This is a genomic window from Myxococcus stipitatus DSM 14675 (genome assembly GCF_000331735.1).
Classification (GTDB): domain Bacteria; phylum Myxococcota; class Myxococcia; order Myxococcales; family Myxococcaceae; genus Myxococcus; species Myxococcus stipitatus.
In genome coordinates this window covers 7,482,772-7,502,786 of record NC_020126.1, presented here as the reverse complement: position 1 = coordinate 7,502,786, position 20,015 = coordinate 7,482,772, and the positions used below count along the sequence as shown (strand labels likewise).

Genomic DNA, 20,015 nt, shown 5'->3' with positions numbered 1-20,015 from the left:
CCGTCCCTTTGCGCGGGACTGGGGCGCGGGGACGGGTCGGTATGAGTCATTCTGACTGCGAGTGATTACGGAACGGGCGAGAGGGTGATGATGCCGTGCCCGTTCGCGGTGCACGCGGCCTCGGTGGCGACCTGCTGGGTGCCGGTGTTCAGCGAGCCTCCGCCTCCGCCGACACGGCCTCCGCCTCCGCCGGAGTAGCCACCGCCGCCGCCACCGCCGTAGCAGCCGTTCCCCGCGCCGCCACCGCCGTAGCCCCCATGCGCCAGTCCACCGCACGACTTGCCCGCGCCCCCCTTGCTCCCGGCGCTGAAGGAGAAGCCGCCCTCGCCGTAGTTTCCATCCGAGGCGCCGGAGGTGAACCAGCCACCGCCTCCCGCGCCGTAGCTCGCGGCCCGGGCTCCTCCTTGCCCGTCCGCCCCGCCCGCGATGAACCCGGACGTGTAGTTGGCGCCCGTCGACCCGGCGGTGCCGGCGGTGCCCGTGCTGGCGTGTCGCCCATTCACCGTGGCCCCCGCGCGAAGTCCGCCACCGCCTCCGGCGATCAGCAGGGCGCTGCCATTCAACGTGACGAAGGAGCCACCGCCGCCGCCCGCGCTGTACGTCGTCGCGGTGCCCTTCTGGCCCACGCGCAGCTCCAGCACGTCGTTCTCCTGGAGGGTGAAGACCCCTTCGACCTTCGCGCCGCAGCCTCCGGAGAGGCCCGCCGCCGCGCTCGCGCCGCTCGCGCCCGTGGCCGAGAGCCGGTACGCGCCCGTCTTGGGGACCGTCCATGTCCGAGGCGACGGCGGCCCCGTGGGCCCCGTGTACTCCACGCCGTCCACCGTGTTCGTGAAGGTGCGCGGACGCGCGAAGAGGGCGAAGGGTGAGAAGCCCGGGGTGACGCCGCAGACCTTGATGACATTCACGGGCGGGTCCACGGTGTAGTCGATGCCGCAGCTCGCCTCACTGGCGCAGCCACAGGCCGCCAGGTCCGCGCTGCAGTCGATGGCCGGCTCCGTCATGCCGGGAGGCGGAGGCAGCTCCTCCCACTGCCCCGAGGGAAAGGCGTCCTTGTTGAAGTGATACAAGCGCAGGAACTGGGACAGCCCGTTGCCCGCCCTGAACTTCCGGCGGACGCACACCGTGGCCTCGGTGAACCGCGCGGTGGTGTCGATGTCGTAGAAGAGCGGGCTGCAGTCGACGCCTTCCGCGCTGGACCCGTCGGAGCAGAACGACTTCAGGCCTTGCGGCGTCTCGGGCCCCAGCGGCGACTCGACGACCGAGGTGACTCCCGGGCCCGACACCGTGGGGAAGCTCACCGTCACCTGGAGGTCCTGGGTGTTGGCGGGGGTGACGGACACATTCGTCCCGACGGGCGTCAGCGCCGGCTCCGCGATGGTGATGCGCTGGTTGGAGAACTGCGTGGTGCTGCCCTGGACGACGGCGCTCGCATCCAACTGGTAGATGCCGGGCTCCGCGATGACCGTCAGCGCCGCGAGGCTCTTGGGGGTCTCGGGGCCCCGCGAGGAGGCGTTGACATTCCACCGCGCGACGCCGCCCTCGTAGTGGGTGCGAGACAGCGTGGCGGACGGGGAGCCGAGGAGAATCTCCGGGTCCGTCGGCTGCGCCTCCTTCACGTCGAAGTAGAGCGTGGTCCTGACGAGCGAGAGCAGCTCGGTGCTGTAGCTCAGGGTCGTGTTCGCGGGGACCGTGAGCACCGGCGCCGTGTTGCGTTTGTAGAGGTGGTACACCTCGGCATCCAGGAAGGGCTCCGGGGCGGCCAGGGAGGGCGCGCGGGAGTCGGTGCCGAAGGACAGGAAGACGCTCACCTTCCTCCAGAGGCCATGGGGGAGCGAGAAGTCGAAGCGTCCATTCGCCAGGCCCTCGTCCATGGCGGTGGCGACGCGGGGGGCGAGCGGGTCCTCTCGCTCGAGCCACAGCTGGCCCCGCGCGATATCCGCGTTGGAGAGGAAGCCCGTCACGAGCACCGGCGCCTGCGCGATGCCCAGCGATTCGGCGAAGTCCAGCGTCGTCGTCGCTCCGGTGGTGACGGTGACGCGGTAGGGCTTCGTCTCGGAGAACTGGGTGGCGGGCAGGTAGTACGAACGCAGCGCGACGTCATACGGGCCGGGCGGGACCTCGAGGCTGTAGGCGCTCCCGGAGAGGAGCTGCCTCTCGCCTTGGATGCCCTCGGTGGCCGTGCCGGGGACACCCTGGAAGTAGAGGTTGTGGAAGTGGACCGAGGCGCCCGGGGGCGTGGTGATGGTTCCCGCGAGACTCCCTCGGGCGGTGAGGTCGAAGGCCCAGGCGACGCTCGTCTGCCCCTGGCTCATGTCGAGGGTCTGCTGCGTGAGCGCGCGCTGTTCCAAGGCCCCGGAGCGGGTGCGCAGGTAGACCAGCCCCGAGACGAAGACGCGGTTCGAGGGGATGATGGGAATCCAGGCCGCCGAGGTGGACGGCCCGGGTGTCCCCAGGAAGTGGTGGACCTTCCCGCTGTACTGCTCCGTCGGCGTGTAGACGAAGGCGTTGATTTCGTATTGGGCGACGGTGCCTCCCGTCACCGTGATGGTGGTGTTGACCTGGCTCGCCGCCGGATAGGTGAAGTCCACCGTGGTCGGCCCGGCCTGATTGTCGACGAGCGTGTGCACGGACCGCTCGAGCTTGAGCGTGGCGCGAGTACCGATGGCGTTGCTGAACTCGGCCTCGAGCGTGGAGCGGTAGGAGTGGCCGCTCTCCACCGTCAACGAGTACGGGCTCGACGTGAACTGTTTGGACGCGGTGAGGCCCGTCGTGGACGTGGCCTCCAGCGTGAACTTGTTGAGGGAGAGCGGGCCGAAGCTGACCTGGCCCTTCATCTCCGCTGGGTTGAGTATCACCACGTCGGCGCTGGCCAGCCCCGACAGGGACAGCGCGACAAGGCACGACCACAGCATCCTGCTCCGCATCCTCATTGCTTCGAACCCCCTCTGTTTCAACGGTGGACCGGGCCCCTCCGGTGGCGTTCACCAGTGAGGACCCTCAGGTGTCGACATGCGCGCGGGCACGACGCCCGCTCGTGGCGCTCCCGCTCCGGAAAGACATCCGAAGGAGGACCGCCGCGAGGGAGGCGCGTGCCCGGGTCTCTTGAATCTCTCGAGCTGGAGCGAAACGGCACGACAGGCGTTCCCGGATGGGAGTTCGCTCCAAGTGAAATTCAGACAGAAACAGCGTTTCGTGTCAACACGGCTGTGACAAGGGGTGATGTCTGGCCATGTGCAGGATGGCTGTGATTCAACTCAAGACCTCTTCCGCCGGGTGAAGGGAAAGACAACCTGCTCAGGGGAGTCTGAAGACACGCAGGTTCTCTTCGCCCTTGCGGACGTAGACGAGGGCGTCATGGGTCGCGAGGTAGAAGAAGCGGTTCTTGACCAGCTCGTGCCATCCGCCGAAGGCGCCGACCTCGTATTCGGGGGCCTCGGTGAGGGTGAGGGCGACGGGGTCCACCATCCAGGTGCGGTACTCGAAGGTCCCGTCTCCATCACGGTCATACCGGAACGCGGCGATGTAGCGCTCGAGCGGGGGCACGTAGGCGAACACCTGGCCCTCGAAGGGGGCGGCGTAGCAGCGGGCGCGGACCAGGTCGTTTCGCAGCCGCAGCTCGCCCCACCGGGTGGTGTCCAGGTCGTAGGTGATGAGCCGAGGGAAGTGCACGTGGGCTTCTTCGTGTCCCGGGGCCGGGAAGCTCACCAGGGTGCGGCCGACGCGCGCCATCTGGGCGAAGGACCAGGCGGGCGGCGTCACGACCTCCCACTTCCAGGACGCGTCGGTGGTGCCGAAGGACCACCAGCGCGAGGCGTTGTAGTTCTCGGTGGGGCCGAACAGGTATCGCCCCGCCTTCTCGTCCCAGTACGTCCAGCCGGCTGCGCCGCCATAGCCCGTGGCCCCGGTATAGGTGGCCCCCGGGGTGTTGAAGGGGTTGTGGCGCTTCCACGTGTGAGTCTTCAGGCTGTAGCGCCACATGCGCCGGACGCCGAAGGCCACCTCGTCGAGGTCCGGGTTGTAGACGAGCCCGTTGTACGTATGGCGGGCCACGGGGTTGCCCGTCGACGCGGCGGGCCGGGCGGGGTCGAAGAACTCGTCCGAGTACACATCGCTGGTGGGGTGGGCCTTGGCGTACTCGGCGGCGGGGGGATAGGCGCTGTAGGTATTGCCCCAGGGGACCCCCGCCCAGTGGGTGGAGTTGTCGGGGAGCTGCTCGATGCTCCAGCGCATCTGCGCCATGTCGAAGCGGTAGAGGCCGTTGTTGGTGCTGTCCGCGTGGCCGCCGCCGAAGGCCCACCACCGGGCACGGGGCGCATCGAGCGCGACACCTGAGTAGGCGTTGATGACTCCGGCGATTCCCTGCGAGCCGAGGTCTCGGAAGCCCGGCAGCGCGGCCTTGACCTCCGCGTCGAGCGAGGTGAGGGGTGTCCCCGCGACTTCAATCCACCGGCCCTTGGGCACGGTCGCCCAGGAGGCTTCGTTCACGAGCCCCGCCGAGTCTCTCCCAGGCGTCCACACGTCTCCCACGAGGGTTCCCGTGAGGGTTCCTTGTCCCCAGGTGAACGGCGGCAGCGGGCGGGTGCCGCCGTCCGGTGGGGAGGTGCCTCCATCGGATGATGGGTTGCCTCCATCGGCAGACGGCTCTCCCGCGTCCGGCGTGTTGTCTTCACTCGCGGCGGGCCCCGAGGAAGCACAGCCCAGGAGCGTGCTCGCGAGGGCGAGCGACAGGAAGAGATTCCAAGGTGACGGACTTCGGCTCAGCCGGACTGGGGTCATTCGCAATTCCTCATCATCGCCATCGTGGCGCCAAGGTCCCACGGACGAGGCAATCGACATGCCACGGTGCGGCACAGAGGGCTTGCCCGGAGACAGGGCTCACCGTCGAGATTTCATGCGCGATTCAGGGGGGCTTGCCCCTCACTCTGGGGCCTGACAGCCCCCCAGGCGTTTGATGAAATTCTCATACTCTGAGTGATATATTGGTGCGGCTGTCCAGTCCAACAGTGGCATGGGAGGCATGAATGCAGGCTGGGAGATTCATTGGCGGTGCGCTGCTCGCGGCGGGGCTGATGTTCACGGGCTGCGGGGGTGCGCCGACGGACGACGTGGCGGAGCAGGACCTGGCTTCGCGGGAGGACGCTGAGCGCAGCTGCGGCGAGCAAGGCTACGAGCTCGAGTATTACAGCGACGCGACGTACACGAAGCTGGTGGGCACCCGAGGCTGCGACTGTGGCATCTGGGCCCGCTGGGGTGTCACCTCGGCGTATATGCTCTCGTACTCGTACACCTGTGCTGGAGCGCCCTGAGCACGCCTGGCTGTGAATGAAGAAGGCCCGTCCGGGAGGAGCGCTCCGGGGCGGGCCGTGCGTCGGTATGGGATACCCCTCGGCGCGCAACGACTTCTCGGTGTCGGCGGTGAGGACGGGCATGCTCGACGGAACCCGCGAATGGTGTCCGTTGCATGAACTCGACTGTGATGAATCTCCGTCTCCCCGTGGTGCTCGTCGCTGGGGTCCTGTTGGCTTGTGGGGGTGGAAGGAGCGTGCGCCAGCAGGAGGCGCCCGATGACGCCGCGAATCCGAACATCGCCGTGCCGCCGGGCATGGGGCACTACTGCAGCATGCTCTGGCGCGGTGACCGCTGGGCGTTGGAGTGGGAGCCCTCCTCGAAGTCGGACCCGTGTGGTCGCCTGCGCGACCAGCAGGCCGAAGGCCGTGTCGCGCATGCCGGCCTCTACTCCACCCACGGCCTGAACAACGTCGTCATGCGGTGCCGGAATGGGGTCGACTACTGGAGAGGGGTGGGCGCTGGTCCCCTGAAGTCCGCCGTCGACGAAGCCCTGGCGAGTCAGCGCAGGGGGTGTGTGTTCACCGTCGCGCCGGATGCGCTGCCCCTCTTCGATTCGCCCTTCTCGGCGAGCACGAGGATCCAGGGCCATTTCCCGGGGGGCTTCGACTTCGCGCAGGGAGACGTCACGGTCGACGTCAACGGCTTCGACCAGCCGGGGCTGGCGAATGCGCACATCGTGGAGTCCCACGGCATCGACATGTCGAACACGGTGGCTGTCAATGACCATGACGGCCACGACTGGACCGTGCCCACGGGCACGCCCGTTCTCTCCGTGGCGGATGGTGTCGTCCTGCTCGCCCGGGACCGGAAGGTGCCCTGCGAATCTCCCATCCAGAAGGAGGTCTACATCCAACACATCGTCGGTTCGGGCGAGTACGAGGAGCGGTTCGTGACCTACTACGCCCACGTGGACTCCTACTCCGTCGTGGCCGGGCAGCGCGTCAAGAAAGGGCAGGTCATCGGCTTGTCCGGTGAGACGGGGTGCGCGGGGGGCCCTCACTTGCATCTGGCCGTGACGCGCCTGACGAACACCGCGTCGGAGTACCGCCGTGCCTACTCCATCCCGAGCACGGACCACCCGCCCATGACGAGCAACATCGAGCCCTATGGATGGGAGGCTCCGCGGGGCTTCGACCCGTGGGGCTGGATGAACTATCCGAGTGGCGCTCTCAGCATCGACCTCTGGAACCCCGGGCAGGCACCCGCGCGTTAGTGCTTCCGGTTTGACCCGCTCCAGCCAATCTGGGTTGCTGCCGATGAATGACCACACGTTATCGGCTCTCCCGGGGCAGGGAGTCCTGCGGCATCGACGTGACGGGTGACCGCGTCAGCGTCAGCACCCGCCACGGCGAGGAGACCTTCGCCTGTGGCACGCACCGCGAGGCGCTCACCCAGGCCCGGGCGCTCGTCGCGGCTCGGCTCTCCGAGGGCTTCGCCTACGTCCAACGTCCCCAGGACCCGGAGGCACCTCGGATGCAGCCCGCTTCGCTGGGGGCGCTCAGGGCGCACTTCCAGGAGCACGGCCCGGAGACCTTCGCCGAGGCCATCTCGCGTGGAAACACCTGGCTCGCCGAGCTGAAGTCGGCGGGCCACTCCGCCGCGCTGGAGGTGGAGTTCGGCGAATGTGAGCAGGCGGTGGGGCAGGGCCGTCCCGTCGAGCCCGCCTTGCTCGCGCGAGTCGAGAGCGAGCTCGGCTTCGCGCTTCCTCCGTCCTACCGTGACTTCCTTTCACGGGTTGGAAGTGTGTCGTTCCTGAACGCGTGGTCGGATGCGACGACTCCGCCCGAGATGCTGGTCTCGCACTCCCGCTCGCTGATGGACCGGAGTCATGACTTCGCCTGGCGGGCGAGTGCGCTGTTCCGTGGCATCGAGTCGCCTCGCCTGCTGCGAGTCTGCGACCACCACAACGGCGATGACTGGTTCTACGTCTGTGACTTCCGCGATGCCGCAGGCGAAGCGCCGCTCTACCTCGGGTATCACGAGGAGTCGGAGCTGTATCAGGGCCCCGACCCTCGGGAGTTGCTGGAGCTGGAGCACAGGGGCGGCGGCGTGGCTCATTCCGTGGCTCCACTGTCGACCCCGCTCGTGTCGGAGCTCACGGAGTTGTTCGCGGATGCGAAGGTGACTCAGCGCGAGAAGCTCGCGGCCATCCGGGGGCCGCTCTGGCCTCGCCTGTGCGCGGCGGAAGGTGACGAACTCTCGCGGGCCCTGCAGGTGCTGAAGAAGGGGCTTGGGTCTCCGAAGCTCGCCGCGGACAGGGACGCCGCGCTCGGAGCGCTGCGTCGGGATGGATTGGCGGGGGACGCGCCGCTGCCTCCTCGCCCCACGGTCGCCGCGGCGGAGGTGTCGTCACCGCCTCGCAAGCCCGCTCCTCGGTTCGCGCGCTTCGAGCAATGGCTCAGCGAGCGCGTGGACCTGATGATTGACGAAGTGCATGCGCGCATCGAGGCGCGGGGGACTCGGCGGAGATCGTGAACTCAGAGGGAATCACCGGTGGGTCCGCGTTGATTCTTTCTTTCTGGGAAGGCGCAACTCGCGATATCGGGCAGCGATAATCTGGTTGTTCTTCGCACCCCATCCCACACCCCCGACCCCCAGGGTTCCCCCATGTTCAATCCCATCAAGCGCTTCGTGAGCAACACCCTCCTGCGTCCGCTCAGGGATGAGCCGCGACCCACGCCGAAGCCGACGCCTGGCGCATCGCCTTCTCCGCGCCCCGACACCTTCGAGCCCTCGAAGAAGAGCCCCACGCCCTCCCCGAGCCCCGGCACTCCGCCTCCGGGCTACGGCACCGGGACGGCGCCCAAGGGCCCTGCGCCGCTGACGCCTCCGTCCACGGACCCGTCCAACCCGACGCCGGAGATGCAGGTGCGTCCCGCGAAGTCGGACCGCTACAACGACCGGCCCGCGGGTGCGGACATCGACACCATCGTCCTCCACCACACCGCCGACGGCTCCGACCGGAACAGCCTCACGACGCTCACCGGAGACACGGACGGGCAGGGCGTCTTCAAGAAGGGCGAGCAGTGGTTGAAGGACAAGAAGAACGGCAAGGTCAGCTCCCACTACATGATTGGGAAGGACGGGACCATCTTCCAGCTCGTCGGTGACGAGAAGCGCGCCTGGCATGCGGGTGGCGGACAGCTGCGCGACGAGAAGGGCAAGGATGTGAACGACCGTTCCATCGGCATCGAGATCGTCAACGAGGGCGACGGCAAGGACGGCTACACCGAGGCCCAGTACAAGGCGCTCGAGAAGCTCGTGCCGTACCTGGCCAAGCGCTACGACGTCCCCTCGGGCAACGTCGTGGGCCACAAGGAGACGAACCCGCAGAAGAAGGACCCGTCGGAGAACTTCGACTTCGGCCGCATCGTCCGCGCCACCGAGAAGAAGATCCAGTGACGCGGGCCGCGCCCGTCCCGACTCGCGGGATGGGCGCTTCGCACGGGGCGGGCGCTGGACCGAGCTCGCCCGTGCGGTGGTTCTCGAATTCGAGAGGACTTGGATGATGAAGCGGTCGTTCGTGAAGTCAGGCGCCCTGGGCGCATGATGGGGTTGGCGCTCCAGTGCGGCGGTTTCGGCACGAGTGCCTACGACGTCAAGACCCACACGTGTACCAGCACGGTGTGCTTCACCGGCCGCCGCGTGGACGCCTGATTCTCAGGCGCCGAGCCGTCCCACGAAGGCGGTGCGAACCGCCTCTCCGACGGCTCGCGCCTGTCGCTGAAGCTCCTCGGGCAGCCAGTAGTAGAGCATGCGTCCCTCGCTCTCCATCTGGGCTCGGGTGAAGCGCATGCCCTGGACCTCCGCGTGCTCACCGCTTCGGGGCAGGCACTGCTTGCACAGGCACGGCAGGGCGGAGGTCTCCTGGTGCGCGGTGAAGTTGACGGGGCGGGTTCCGGAGCTCGACAGCAGGAGCTCCGCGTCCGCGGCGGTGAGGGTTCGAGGCGTCTGGAGGGACATGCCCAGGGCGCCCTTCGCGGCCTGGAGTCCCTTGCCGGACTCGAAGCGCAGCCGCGGGATGGCCGAGGTGACGTCCGAGATGGGGACGCGGTTCTTGCGGCCGACCCAGCCCTCGTCATCCGAGGAGAGGCCCTCCAGCACCGCGACGAGCCAGAGGGCTTCGTTGGGGGGACGCACGGTGACGAGGAAGAGACGACCTCCGGCCTCGAGGGGCGCCAGGTGCTTGCTCTGGCTGCGATACCGGTCCGTGGCAAGGACCTGGCCGGGTGAGAGGCCCGGGGCCTCCTTCTCGAAAATGGCCTTGCTGATGATGGCCAGCATGTCGGGCATGGGCACAGTGTAGCAGGGCGCCTAGAGTCTCCGTCGATGCTCGATATGGACCCGGCCCCCGTGAGGCTGCTGGATGAGGACGTCACGGTGCGGCGCGAGGCGGCGGGCGCCGTGGACTCGGCGGTGCTCGCCGGGCGCTATGCGCTGAGACAGGCCCTGCTCACAGACGAGGACGCGGAGGTGCGAGCCATCTCCGCGCGCCGGCTGGGAGATGCCCGGGACGCGCGCTTCGTCCCCGCGCTGCTCGAGGCGCTCGAGGATGTGATGCCGCTGGTGCGAGAGCGTGCGTGGCGCGCGCTGGCTCGGCTGGGAGCGGAGGCGCTGGGGCCTCGGGCTTCGCGCGCGGTGCGGGAAGAGCCCGCCTGGTGGGTGCGACGCGCGGCGATTCGGGCCGCGGCTTCGGTGGTGGGTGCGGGGGCGGTGGAGGTGTTGCTGGCGGCATTGGAGGACCCGTTCTGGCGTGTGCGCCATGCGGCGGTGCAGGCGCTCAGCTGGCTGGGGGAGGGGAACGAGTCGCTTCGGCGGCGCGTACGCGAGGTGGCGGCGAAGCCGGAGCAGGCGCGAGGGCCGATGCGCTCGGCGGTCGCGTGGCTGGAGCTGGAGTGGGGGACCGAGGCGCAGGCGTCGCCGTTGGGGGAGGTTCGTCACGGTGAAGGGGCCTCCATCGGGCAGCGGTTCTCGTCCGAGGGCCTGGCGCTCGGAGCCTCGATGGCCAGTGAGGACCCCGCTGTGACCACCGCGCGTCTGGAGGCTCGGGCAGCCGAGTCCCTGTCCGCGCGGGAGTGGGTGGAGTGGCTGGGGGATCCGCACGAACCGCTGCGCGTGCTCGCGCGTCGGCGGCTTCGTGAGCGCAAGGACCCGGAGGCGATGCGCCTGGCGTTGCATTGGCTCGATGAGCCTCGGGTTCCTCATGCCCAGGACGAGGCCCGTGCGCTGCTCGAGCGGCTCGTCGTGGATGAAGTGGACCTCGCGGAGCGCATCCTCGCGGCGCCGCCCAGACCGGGTGCGTTGGCGTGGGCCGCGCGCATCGCGGTGAAGCACGACCAGGCGCGACTGCTCGAGCAGGTTCGGAGTCTCGCGGCGCACTCCGGAGTGGGAGTCCGCCGCGCGGTCATCTCGGCGCTGGTCTACGACCCGAACAGTCGAGGGCTGGCGTTGAGCGCCCTGGCTGACGCCGACGAGGGTGTCCGTGCGGAGGTCATCACGGCGTGGGAGCGCCGTCCTCGCTCGCAGGCCGCCGCCGAGGACTTCGCCCGGGCGCTGGTGGAGTTCGCGCCGCGCGCCGCATCGGTTCGGGAGCGTCGGGCCGTTGCGATGGCCGCGGCCTTCCTGGAGCTGCCCGAGCCCCTCTTCCTGGCTTCGAGGGATGAAGACCTCGCGGTGCGCGCAGTGGCCTTGCGGGCCTTGGCGACACTCGACTTGCTGACGGAGACCGAGCGGCAGCACGCCGAGTCCCACGAAGACCCGTGGCTGCGTGCCGCGGTCTTGGATATGGACAGCGCCCTCCGGGTTTGCATCGAGGACCCCGACGCGAGTCTTCGGCGTCTGGGCCTGGAGCTCGCGCTCTCGAACGAGCGGATGAACGAGGACGAAGCGCCTGCTGTCGCGCTCGCGTGTGTCCATTCGCCAGACCCCTGGGTCCGAGCGCGGGCGGCGGAGCATCTCGACCCCGAGCGCGATGAGGCGGAGCTGCGTGCCTTGCTCCACTTGTCACGTGACACCGCGCCCATGGTGCGCATGGCGGCGGCGTCTCCGCTGGAGGCATGCGCTTCGCTCGAGACGCGGCTGGACGCGTTGCTTCATGAAGCGCATGCCCCCGCTCACTCGGAGAACGCCGAGGACCTGCGCATCGCCGCATGGACCTGGCGCCTGCGCCACGCGGATGCCGACTCCTTCACCCGGCTCCTCGAGGGTCTTCGTGGCTCCATCGAGCCTCCCCGCGTCGCCACCCACCTCCGGGCCCTGACCCTGACGTTCCCCGACGCGCTCTTCACCGCCGAGCCCGAGCTCGCGCAGCTTCGCCCCACCGCTCCCGCCCGGCCCCGCGCGCGGCCCGCCACGAGGCCCGTGCCTCCATCCCGCGCCTCCTCACGGCCCCTCGGCGAGACGGGGCTCAGCGTGTCTCCCCTCGTCCTCTCGGGCGCGCACCTCACGTCGCGCGAGCCCTTCTTCGAGGCGCGGGAAGCCGGCATCAACACCTTCTTCTGGGAGCCTCGCTACGCCGCGTTGACCCAGTTCCTCCGCGCGGGCCGAGGACTCCGCGACGCGTCCGTCATCGTCGCGGGCACCTACCACTCCGGCGCGGGGGCGTTGCGGCGCGACGTGGAGGGCGCGCTCCGCCGCCTGCGCACCTCCTGGCTCGATGTCTTCCTCCTCTTCTGGGTCCGCGCCCCCGAGCGTCTCTCCGACGAGGACTTCGCCGAACTCGAGCGCCTGCGCGCCGAAGGCAAGCTGCGCGCCTTCGGCTTCTCCACGCACCTGAGAGACCTCGCGCGCGACGCCCTGACGCGCCACCGCTGGCCCGTGGTGATGACCCGCCACAGCGCCGCGCACCCCGGCGCGGAGACCGCCTTCTTCCCCGAGGCCCAGCGCCAGGGCACCGGCGTGCTCACCTTCACCACGACCTGCTACGGCCGACTCCTCCGCCCGGTGCCCGGAGCTCCGCCCGACGCGCCGCTCCCCTCCGCCGTGGACTGCTATCGCTATTCGCTGTCCCAGCCCGGCGTGAGCGCCAGCCTCACCGCCCCGCGCAACCGCCGCGAGCTCCTGCACAACCTCGACGTGCTCTCCCGTCCCTGGATGGAGCCCGATGCCCTGGCCGTGATGCGGGCCCACGGCGAGCGCGTGCGCGCCCAGGGACGGCGGCTGGACACCCTGGTGCGTCGCGCGCCCGGGGGGCCTCGCGAGGCCCTGCTCGCCCTGATGGAAGAAGATGAGCCCTCCGAGCTCGACACACTTCCTTCATCCTGAAACATGTGGTGAGCTTCGTTCCGCTCCTGGGGTCGCGTGCAGCCAGCCTTCCGTCCGCGATGTCACGTCGCGGCTGCCCATGACACCCATTGAAGGACGATGCGGTACGAGGTCCGCCTGGCGGGCTTCCCCGACCTCGTCCGCCTCTGCCGTGCAGGTGGCGGCGTCCCCAGGAGCTCGCAGTCCGCCTCATCGTGGTGGCCCTGGAGCACCTGCATGGACCTGGTCTCACTCCTCCTCGAGCTCAAGCCCCTGATGGAGGACCCGGAGGCGAACTTCCAGCGCATCACGGAGTTGCTGGAGCGACACCAGGGCCTCGCCGAGTACGAGGTGGCCCGCTTCTACGTCAGCCGCCACTGGAGCGAGACGGTCTCGCGGAGGCTCGGGAGCGTGGACCCCCGCGAGCGGTTGGAGGCCGTGCGCCTCATCCCCTTGCTCTTCCCGCGAGTCTCCGCCGCGGGCCAGCTCCGCCGCCGGGTGAAGGACCCCGACTCCCGCGTGGGCTCCTGCGCGCGCGCCGCCGTGAAGAAGATGGGGTTGGCGGATGTCTCGCTCCCCGACTCGCGCATCGCGCCTCCGCGCCGCCCGAGCCCCCGCGCCCAGGGCGGGTGGAACCCCACGGGCTGGAACTTCGGCCTCTTCCCAGGGCTGCGCGCCACCCCCGTGAAGCGCAAGCCCGCGGACACGCCGGTGCTGCCGGAGCTGCGCACCCGCGAGGACGTGGCGAAGCTGGTGGGCGTGGAGCCCTCGGAGCTGGAGGCGCTGATGCGTCCGGGCTCCGGCCCCGGCGCGGGCTACGTGGAGTTCGAGACCCCCAAGCGCTCCGGAGGCGTGCGCCGCATCTGCGCCCCTCGCGCCAGGCTCAAGGCCGCGCAGCGGGCCCTGCTCGAAGGGTTGCTCGCGCGCATGCCCACGCACGAGGCGGTGCACGGCTTCGTGTCCGGCCGCTCCCCCGTGACGAATGCCCGGGCCCACGTCGGCAACCAGGTGGTGGTGCGCGTGGACGTGGAGGACTTCTTCCCCTCCGTGCACTACCGCCGGGTGAAGGGCCTCTTCGAGTCGCATGGCTACAACGAGGAGGTCGCGTCCACGCTCGCGGGCCTCACCACCTGGCGGCCTCGGCTGCCGGACGGCACCGTGGTGTGGCCGGGGGTGTTGCCGCAAGGCGCGCCGACGTCGCCCGCCATCGCCAACCTCGTCTGCCGCCGCCTGGATGCGCGACTGCATGCCCTCGCGAAGAAGGCCGGAGGTCAGTACACGCGCTACGCGGATGACCTGTCCTTCTCCTTCGCGAAGCCCCCGGAGCGGATGGGCCGCTTCCTCTGGTGGGTGAACGCCATCCTCCAGCAGGAGGGCTTCGCGGAGAACAGCGCCAAGCGCCGCGTCATGCGACAGGGCGGACGCCAGCGGGTGACGGGCCTCACCGTCAACCAGCAGGTCGCCATCCCCCGAGACGACCGCCGCCGCTTCAAGGCCATCCTCGCCAACTGCCGCAAGCACGGCGTGGAGTCCCAGGCGCGAGGCCGCGCGGACTTCCCCGCGTGGCTGGAGGGCTATGCCGCCTACGTGCGCATGGTGCACCCCGAGCTGGGGGAGCGCTGGCAGCGTGAGGTGAAGGAGCTGCTGGGAAGATGAGCGACTATCAAGCCCTGCTCGCGAAAGTCGTGGAGGACCCCGCCAGCGACGCGGCGAGGCTGGCGTGCGCGGAGGTGCTGCAGGCCAGCGACCCCGCGCGCGCGGAGCTCATCCGGGTGCAGGTCGCGCTGCCGGGCCGGATGGACCCGGCGCGGAGGCTCGACCTCAAGCGTCGTGAGCGGGCGCTGATGGACTCGCACGGCCGAGGCTGGTTCAAGCCGCTGCTCGCCGCGAGCGTGCAGGAGCCGTCCTATCGCCGAGGCTTCATCGAGGAGCTGACGCTGCCGGAGGAGTCGCTCGCGACGCACGGGGCGGACCTGTTCGCGCGCGAGCCCGTCTCCCGACTGACGGTCGGCACGCGGGACGGCGCGGGCCTGGCGCTCGCGCTGGAGCAGCCCTGGTTCTCCCAGGTCCGCTGGTTGCGACTGAGAGGCGCGGGGGTCGACGCGGCGACGCGAGCCCTGGCGTCCGCGACGCGAGTCGGCCGGCTCCCCTCCCTGGTGCTCGTCGGCGCGGGAGATCTCTCCGTCGCCGAGCTGGCGTCGAGCCGCGCGCTGACGGCCCTGCGCTCCGTCAGCCTCTCCAGCAGTCACCTCTCGGATGCCAGCATGGGGTTGCTCGCGAAGGCCGAGCTGCCCTGGGAGCGGCTCTACCTGTCCGGCTCCGGCTTGTCGGACGAGGGCGTGGCGTTGCTCGCGAAGGCGAAGGGGCTGGGCGCGCTCCAGTGGTTGGCGCTCAACCGCAACGAGATTGGCGACGACGCGGCCGTGGCGTTGGCGAAGAGCAAGGGCCTCGCGAGCCTCGAGCGCCTGGAGCTGTCGCGCACCGAGGTGAGCGAGGAGGGCGCGCTCGCGTTCCGCTCCACCAAGGCCCTGCCGAAGCTGCGGCGGCTGGAGCTGCTGGACATCGGCTTCGACCCGGACGTGATGGCCCCGCTCGTCAAGCGGCTGGGGCAGGGGCTTCTCTTCTAGAACGGGAATCCCCGGCCAGCCCTCTTCGTTGTCGCGCGACACCCGTGCGAGCGGAGACATGCATGCGTCGTCACCTGGGGCTGTGGGTCGCGGTGGGGCTGTTGGCTGGCTGTGTCCGAAGCGGGCCGCGGGACGTGAGTCGGGAGCCCTCGCTCACGGGCGCCGTCTCCGAGGCCGAGTTCAAGGCCCTGCACGTGCTGCGCACCGAGGTGCCGCCCGCGCCTCGGGGACAGGCGCTGGAGGTCGCTGGGATGAAGGCGTACCTGAGCCTGCCGCCCGACGCGAAGGGGCCGCTGCCCGCGGTGCTGGTCATCCACGAGTGGTGGGGGCTCAATGCGCACATGCGCCACTGGGCGGACCGCCTGGCGGCCAGTGGCTACGCGGCGCTGGCGGTGGACCTGTACGGCGGCGAGGTGGCCACCACGGGAGACCGGGCCCTCGCGTTGCTGCGCGCGGTGGACCCGGCCCGAGCGACCCAGGCGCTGAAGGCGGCGCATGCGTTCCTGCAAGAGGACCCGCGCATCCGCGCCCCGCGCACGGGCACCCTGGGGTGGTGCTTCGGCGGGAGCTGGGCGCTGCGGACGGCCATGGCGATTCCAGAGCTGGACGCGGCGGTCCTGTACTACGCGAACCCGGTGGTGACGGACGCGGAGGCGCTGGCCCCCATCCAGGCCTCGGTGCTGGGCATCTTCGCGGCCCGCGACGAGGTGATTCCCCCCGAGAAGCCCCGAGCGCTGCGAGAGGCCCTGGCGGCGGCGGGGGTGCGCCACCGCATCGTGGAGTTCGACGGGCTGCACGGCTTCGCGAACCCCTCCAACGAGGACTACGTCGAGGCCTCCGCCGCCGCGGCCTGGGCGGAGACCTCCCGGTTCTTCGAGAGCCACCTGAGGCCCTGAACCCGCGCGGAAGTCAGTGCTTCCAGGCGGGGCGGAATTGACACGGGTCGATTGGAACTATGGCTGTTCTGCGAAATTGAGAATTCGTGGGAGTTCCGCTTGGTTCCGTTCGCCGGGAATGCTTGGTTCGGGGGTTCCCCCTTCTCCCGAAAAGGTACCCATCGATGAGGAACTTCCTCGCAGTGGCGGTCTCGGTCGTCTCGCTCTCGCTGTTCGGCTGCAACAACACGTCGCCCGACCCGGTGCAGGAGCCGGCGCCGGAGACGTCGGAGCAGACGCAGGGGATGTACGTGACGGGCTCGGGCTGTGAGATGGACTCGGACTGCGACTCGGGCCTGTGCTGGCACGAGGCGGACTCGTACCCGCTCTACAACCCGTACTGGATTCGCGCGAGCAGCTGCACCGAGGAGTGTGGCGGTCCGGACGACCACGAGTCCTGCCGCCTCCTCGGGCTGAGCCTCAACGCGCCGTATCCCAACACCGCGAAGTGCATCCCGGCCCGGGGCGTCTACGACGACGGCGACGACCAGATTGTCTACGTCTGCGACATGCTCTCCATGGGCCTGGGTCACGTCGCCTGGGTGGAGTAGTCCCGCGCTGTCTGGCGCCGTCCGGTCGGCCGATGCCCCCGGGCGGCGCCCTTGGCGCATGCTGGGAGTGTTGGAGCTCAAAAGAGAGGAATCCTGGTGATCAACTCCCTCCTTCCGCGAGTCGCCCCCCCGGTCCAGAAGTCGACCACGACGCCCGAGGCGGCCCCCGCGCCTGTGCCCGCCCCCACCGCGTCGCCCTACTTCAAGGACGCCTTGGAGCAGGTCCGTCCGAGCCGGGTGAACCTCACCGGCGAAAGCACCTCGTCGGCCGCGGTCTCCGCGTCCGCGAAGCCCGCGCCGCTGGACTCGGGCGGCACCTCCACCGAGGGCCCGAAGCTGCTGCACCTGGACACGGGCTGGACGCCGCAGGGGCAGGGGTACGACGCGGGCCGCAAGGAGGTGCTCACGACGTACTACGACGACTGCCGGGGCGTGATGCTCTCCGTGCAGGACAAGGACTCGGGCAAGGAGACGCAGCAGGTGAAGCTGGGCGGCCTGAGCCCCGACCACCTGGCCGGCGCGCCCAGCCACGGCGGGGGCGTCTCGACGGATGGCGAGTTCGTCTACGTCTCCGACACGAAGCACCTCTACGTCTACAGCCGCGAGGCCATCGAGCAGGCCGCGAAGGATGGGACGGAGGTCCCCGCCCTCCAGGTGACGGAGGTCCCCCAGCCGGAGGACCTGAAGGACCCGGCGACGGGCATCGGCCTGGTGTCGGCTGGCAGCTACATGACGGTGAAGGACGGCTACGCGTACGTCGGCGCCTACAGCAAGGACGGCGACGGCAAGGCGGGCGCTGTCTGGCGCTACAAGCTGGATGAGGACACGGGCGCCATCATCGAGGGCTCGCGACAGGGCCCCATCCGCGCGCCGGACCGCGCGCAGGGGATGATGGTGGTCGACGGCGCCCTCTTGTTCACCACGGGCGACCGGAAGCTCGTCTACCAGCCGTTCGACTCCAGCGGAGGCTCCTTCGAGGCGGACATCTCGAAGCGCAAGGACATCGCCAACGGGCAGATAGACCCCTACGCCCAGGGCTTCAACGTCGTCGGCAACGAGCTCTGGGTGACGTACGAGAGCGGCTCGCACAAGTACCGCGACAAGCTCGACTCCGACTTCGAGCCTCGCGAGTCCATCCAGCGAATCCCGCTGGAGTCGCTGGACCTCGACGAGGCGGGCATCACCCCGGAGCACCTCCAGAGCTGAGCGGAGGAGGTGCCCCCATGCGAGACGGGGCTACGGTGACGCGGGAGCCCCGCTCTGGGGCCGCAGCGCGTTCTGTCCCAGGCGCGAGAAGTTGATGGAGTTGCCCAGGATGCGCACCGCCTCCTGGTCCGCGTGGAAGCCCATCGAGTTCTCGGCCTCGACGAAGTCCAGGTAGAACTGGGCGCGCTTCTGGAAGTCCCTCGCCTTGGCCAGCGACGCCTCGGGCGTCCCCATCTTCTGGGCGCGCTCGAGGTCGTGGATGAGGTCCACCAGCGCGTCCATGGCCAGGTTGCGCGTCTGGAAGGTGCGCGTCTGGAGGGTCTCCGCGCGTGAGAGCAGCTCCGCCTCGCTCCACTTGTGGCACGTCTGGCAGGCGCGGTTGATGTTGAGCAGCGGGCTTCGCACCTGGTGGTCGCTGACCTTCATCGCGCCCACGCGCTGGAAGGGCATGTGGCAGTCCGCGCAGGCCACGCCGCTGCGCGCATGGATGCCCTGGTTGTACATCTCGAACTCGGGGTGCTGGGCCTTGAGCACCTTGGCGCCCGTGAGCGCGTGGGTCCAGTCGGTGTGCCCGTCCTCGTCGTAGTACGCCATGATCTGGTCGATGTTGATGCCCTTCGCCCAGGGGTAGGTCAGGCGCTTCTCCTTGCCCTTGAAGTAGTACTCGACGTGGCACTGCCCGCAGACATACGTGCGCATCTCCTGGCGGGTGGCGTCTTCATTCACCTTGAAGTCCGGCACGCCCTGGCTGGCCTTGAGCGCGGCGATGCCCTCGATGAAGCCGGGGCGGGTGACGCGCAGCTGCATCGTGGTGGGGTCGTGGCAGTCGATGCAGGACACCGGATGCTCCACGAGCTTGCGCGCCTCCATGAAGGGCATCTGGTTCATCTTCTCGAAGCCCTTGATGAGGTCTCCGTCGCCCAGCTTCTTGTAGGGCACGTACACGCTGCCGTGGCAGTGGATGCAGGTGCCCGGCTGCTGCGTCACGTGCTGTCGCTCGGTGAAGACCTGGTCCTCGAGCATGTGCGCGTGGCCGCGCTCCTCGCGGAAGTCCTTGGCGAAGGCGTAGCCGCTCCACATCGTGACCAGGCGCGGGTCCTCCTCCAGGCGACTCTGGGCCACCACCGAGCGCGGGTCCGCCTGGGTGGGCGTGCGCGCCACCGCCTCACTGCCGCCATAGCGCGTGCGCTGCTGGTCCACCGTGCGCCGGTAGCTGTCGTACTGGAGCGGGAAGTTCTTCCCCCACACGGCGGGGTCCGTGATGGTGTCGTCGAGCTCCACCACCCGGTAGAAGGGATTCTTCGCCTCCTGCTTGCGCTCCATGATGTTGACCAGGAGCGCGGTGACGCCCGCCGCGGCCAGCGCGGAGGCCGCGGCCACCGCCACCACCAGTCGGAGGCCGCCGAAGCGCCGCCGGGTCCCTGGAGCCTTGTCGGGCTCGGTCATCGTGAAATCTCCTGACGGATGAGCGCGGGGTTGCCCGAGCCTTCGGGATGGCCCACGGAGTTGTGGCAGGTGAGGCACTGGAGCGCTTCACCGGGGGCCACCTGGGCATGGCCCGCGGGCGGCGTCTCGATGGCTTCGACAATCTCGCCGTGGCACTTGCGGCACGCGCGCTCCGTCACCGCGCGGTTGCCCGGGCGCAGGCGGATGGGGTCCGGGAAGGTGCCCGTGGTGAAGTAGTAGGAGTGCCAGAAGCCGTTGCTGGCCTTCGTGGCGTACTTGGGAATCAGCCCCGGCGGCGTGTGACAGTCATTGCAAGTGGCCACCGCGTGGTGGCTGCTCTTGCGCCAGCCGTCGTACTGCTCATTCATGATGTGGCAGTTGGCGCAGGCGGCCGGGTCGTCTTGCAGGTACGACGCGCCCTTCGCATACACGAAGGTGAAGCCCCCCAGGCCCACCGCCACACCCAGGGCCACCCCGAGGAACACGAACAGGAAGGTGCGGGTGGCAGAGAACACGCCCTGAAACCTATCAACGTCCGCGCGTTGGGGAAGGGGCAATTCACGCGGAAGTGACGCGCAGGATTTGCGCGTCGAGGGGCAAACTTTGCGTGTGTTGTCTTCGACAGGGATTGCCAGGCTCGTGCGGTGGACCGAGCCGGG

Annotated in this window: 14 protein-coding genes and 1 pseudogene; 10 read left to right on the top strand and 5 right to left on the bottom strand. The window is 69.5% G+C overall.

Annotated features, from left to right (window positions below):
* Window positions 1-65: 65 nt before the first annotated feature.
* Both MYSTI_RS41070 and MYSTI_RS28850 read right to left on the bottom strand, forming a co-directional pair.
* On the bottom strand, window positions 66-2,912 hold the full coding sequence (locus MYSTI_RS41070) for a hypothetical protein (protein WP_015351347.1): 2,847 nt from the start codon (window positions 2,910-2,912) through the stop codon (window positions 66-68).
* Between the two features lie 382 nt (window positions 2,913-3,294).
* Entirely contained in the window at window positions 3,295-4,776 is a 1,482-nt protein-coding gene (locus tag MYSTI_RS28850) for a hypothetical protein (RefSeq protein ID WP_015351346.1), read from the bottom strand.
* A gap of 245 nt (window positions 4,777-5,021) precedes the next feature.
* Between MYSTI_RS28850 and MYSTI_RS28845 the strand changes: the two genes are divergently transcribed.
* From MYSTI_RS28845 to MYSTI_RS28830, 4 genes are all read left to right on the top strand, one after another.
* Entirely contained in the window at window positions 5,022-5,306 is a 285-nt protein-coding gene (locus MYSTI_RS28845) for a DUF6289 family protein (protein ID WP_015351345.1), read from the top strand.
* 236 nt (window positions 5,307-5,542) lie between these two features.
* Complete coding sequence (locus MYSTI_RS28840; protein WP_015351344.1) at window positions 5,543-6,562, top strand: M23 family metallopeptidase; 1,020 nt, start codon at window positions 5,543-5,545, stop codon at window positions 6,560-6,562.
* A gap of 47 nt (window positions 6,563-6,609) precedes the next feature.
* Window positions 6,610-7,824, top strand: coding sequence for an SMI1/KNR4 family protein (locus MYSTI_RS28835; RefSeq protein WP_015351343.1), 1,215 nt, complete (start codon window positions 6,610-6,612; stop codon window positions 7,822-7,824).
* A gap of 132 nt (window positions 7,825-7,956) precedes the next feature.
* Window positions 7,957-8,751, top strand: a complete 795-nt coding sequence (locus MYSTI_RS28830; RefSeq protein ID WP_015351342.1) for an N-acetylmuramoyl-L-alanine amidase — start codon at window positions 7,957-7,959, stop codon at window positions 8,749-8,751.
* 258 nt (window positions 8,752-9,009) lie between these two features.
* On the opposite strand, the gene MYSTI_RS28825 is transcribed toward MYSTI_RS28830, so the two are convergent.
* Entirely contained in the window at window positions 9,010-9,642 is a 633-nt protein-coding gene (locus MYSTI_RS28825) for a hypothetical protein (protein ID WP_015351341.1), read from the bottom strand.
* Between the two features lie 36 nt (window positions 9,643-9,678).
* Between MYSTI_RS28825 and MYSTI_RS28820 the strand changes: the two genes are divergently transcribed.
* From MYSTI_RS28820 to MYSTI_RS28795, 6 genes are all read left to right on the top strand, one after another.
* Window positions 9,679-12,612 (top strand): HEAT repeat domain-containing protein, encoded by a 2,934-nt coding sequence (locus tag MYSTI_RS28820; RefSeq protein WP_015351340.1) that lies wholly within the window; start codon window positions 9,679-9,681, stop codon window positions 12,610-12,612.
* Window positions 12,613-12,828: 216 nt separating this feature from the next.
* On the top strand, window positions 12,829-14,247 hold the full coding sequence (locus MYSTI_RS41065) for a reverse transcriptase family protein (protein ID WP_015351339.1): 1,419 nt from the start codon (window positions 12,829-12,831) through the stop codon (window positions 14,245-14,247).
* On the top strand, window positions 14,244-15,218 hold the full coding sequence (locus MYSTI_RS28810; RefSeq protein ID WP_015351338.1) for a TIGR02996 domain-containing protein: 975 nt from the start codon (window positions 14,244-14,246) through the stop codon (window positions 15,216-15,218). The genes MYSTI_RS41065 and MYSTI_RS28810 overlap by 4 nt, the downstream gene beginning before the upstream one ends.
* A 62-nt stretch (window positions 15,219-15,280) precedes the next feature.
* Window positions 15,281-16,114 (top strand): dienelactone hydrolase family protein, encoded by an 834-nt coding sequence (locus tag MYSTI_RS28805; RefSeq protein WP_015351337.1) that lies wholly within the window; start codon window positions 15,281-15,283, stop codon window positions 16,112-16,114.
* A 164-nt stretch (window positions 16,115-16,278) separates the two neighbouring features.
* Complete coding sequence (locus MYSTI_RS28800; RefSeq protein ID WP_015351336.1) at window positions 16,279-16,704, top strand: hypothetical protein; 426 nt, start codon at window positions 16,279-16,281, stop codon at window positions 16,702-16,704.
* Between the two features lie 96 nt (window positions 16,705-16,800).
* Window positions 16,801-17,910 (top strand): hypothetical protein, encoded by a 1,110-nt coding sequence (locus tag MYSTI_RS28795; RefSeq protein WP_015351335.1) that lies wholly within the window; start codon window positions 16,801-16,803, stop codon window positions 17,908-17,910.
* Here the strand turns inward: MYSTI_RS28795 and MYSTI_RS28790 are convergent.
* Both MYSTI_RS28790 and nrfH read right to left on the bottom strand, forming a co-directional pair.
* A pseudogene (locus tag MYSTI_RS28790) lies at window positions 17,885-19,356 on the bottom strand (ammonia-forming cytochrome c nitrite reductase subunit c552). The gene MYSTI_RS28795 and the pseudogene MYSTI_RS28790 sit on opposite strands and share 26 nt — an antisense overlap.
* Window positions 19,353-19,871 (bottom strand): cytochrome c nitrite reductase small subunit, encoded by a 519-nt coding sequence (gene nrfH, locus MYSTI_RS28785; protein ID WP_015351333.1) that lies wholly within the window; start codon window positions 19,869-19,871, stop codon window positions 19,353-19,355. Before nrfH ends, MYSTI_RS28790 begins: the two are co-directional and overlap by 4 nt.
* Window positions 19,872-20,015: the final 144 nt, after the last annotated feature.

What these genes read in the sequence shown, in the direction of transcription:
- MYSTI_RS41070 (WP_015351347.1), bottom strand. Translation starts at nt 2,912, where the DNA reads ATGCTGTGGTCGTGCCTTGTCGCGCTGTCCCTGTCGGGGCTGGCCAGC.
- MYSTI_RS28850 (WP_015351346.1), bottom strand. Translation starts at nt 4,776, where the DNA reads ATGACCCCAGTCCGGCTGAGCCGAAGTCCGTCACCTTGGAATCTCTTC.
- MYSTI_RS28845 (WP_015351345.1), top strand. Translation starts at nt 5,022, where the DNA reads ATGCAGGCTGGGAGATTCATTGGCGGTGCGCTGCTCGCGGCGGGGCTG.
- MYSTI_RS28835 (WP_015351343.1), top strand. Translation starts at nt 6,610, where the DNA reads ATGACCACACGTTATCGGCTCTCCCGGGGCAGGGAGTCCTGCGGCATC.
- MYSTI_RS28830 (WP_015351342.1), top strand. Translation starts at nt 7,957, where the DNA reads ATGTTCAATCCCATCAAGCGCTTCGTGAGCAACACCCTCCTGCGTCCG.
- MYSTI_RS28825 (WP_015351341.1), bottom strand. Translation starts at nt 9,642, where the DNA reads ATGCCCGACATGCTGGCCATCATCAGCAAGGCCATTTTCGAGAAGGAG.
- MYSTI_RS28820 (WP_015351340.1), top strand. Translation starts at nt 9,679, where the DNA reads ATGCTCGATATGGACCCGGCCCCCGTGAGGCTGCTGGATGAGGACGTC.
- MYSTI_RS41065 (WP_015351339.1), top strand. Translation starts at nt 12,829, where the DNA reads ATGGACCTGGTCTCACTCCTCCTCGAGCTCAAGCCCCTGATGGAGGAC.
- MYSTI_RS28810 (WP_015351338.1), top strand. Translation starts at nt 14,244, where the DNA reads ATGAGCGACTATCAAGCCCTGCTCGCGAAAGTCGTGGAGGACCCCGCC.
- MYSTI_RS28805 (WP_015351337.1), top strand. Translation starts at nt 15,281, where the DNA reads ATGCGTCGTCACCTGGGGCTGTGGGTCGCGGTGGGGCTGTTGGCTGGC.
- MYSTI_RS28800 (WP_015351336.1), top strand. Translation starts at nt 16,279, where the DNA reads ATGAGGAACTTCCTCGCAGTGGCGGTCTCGGTCGTCTCGCTCTCGCTG.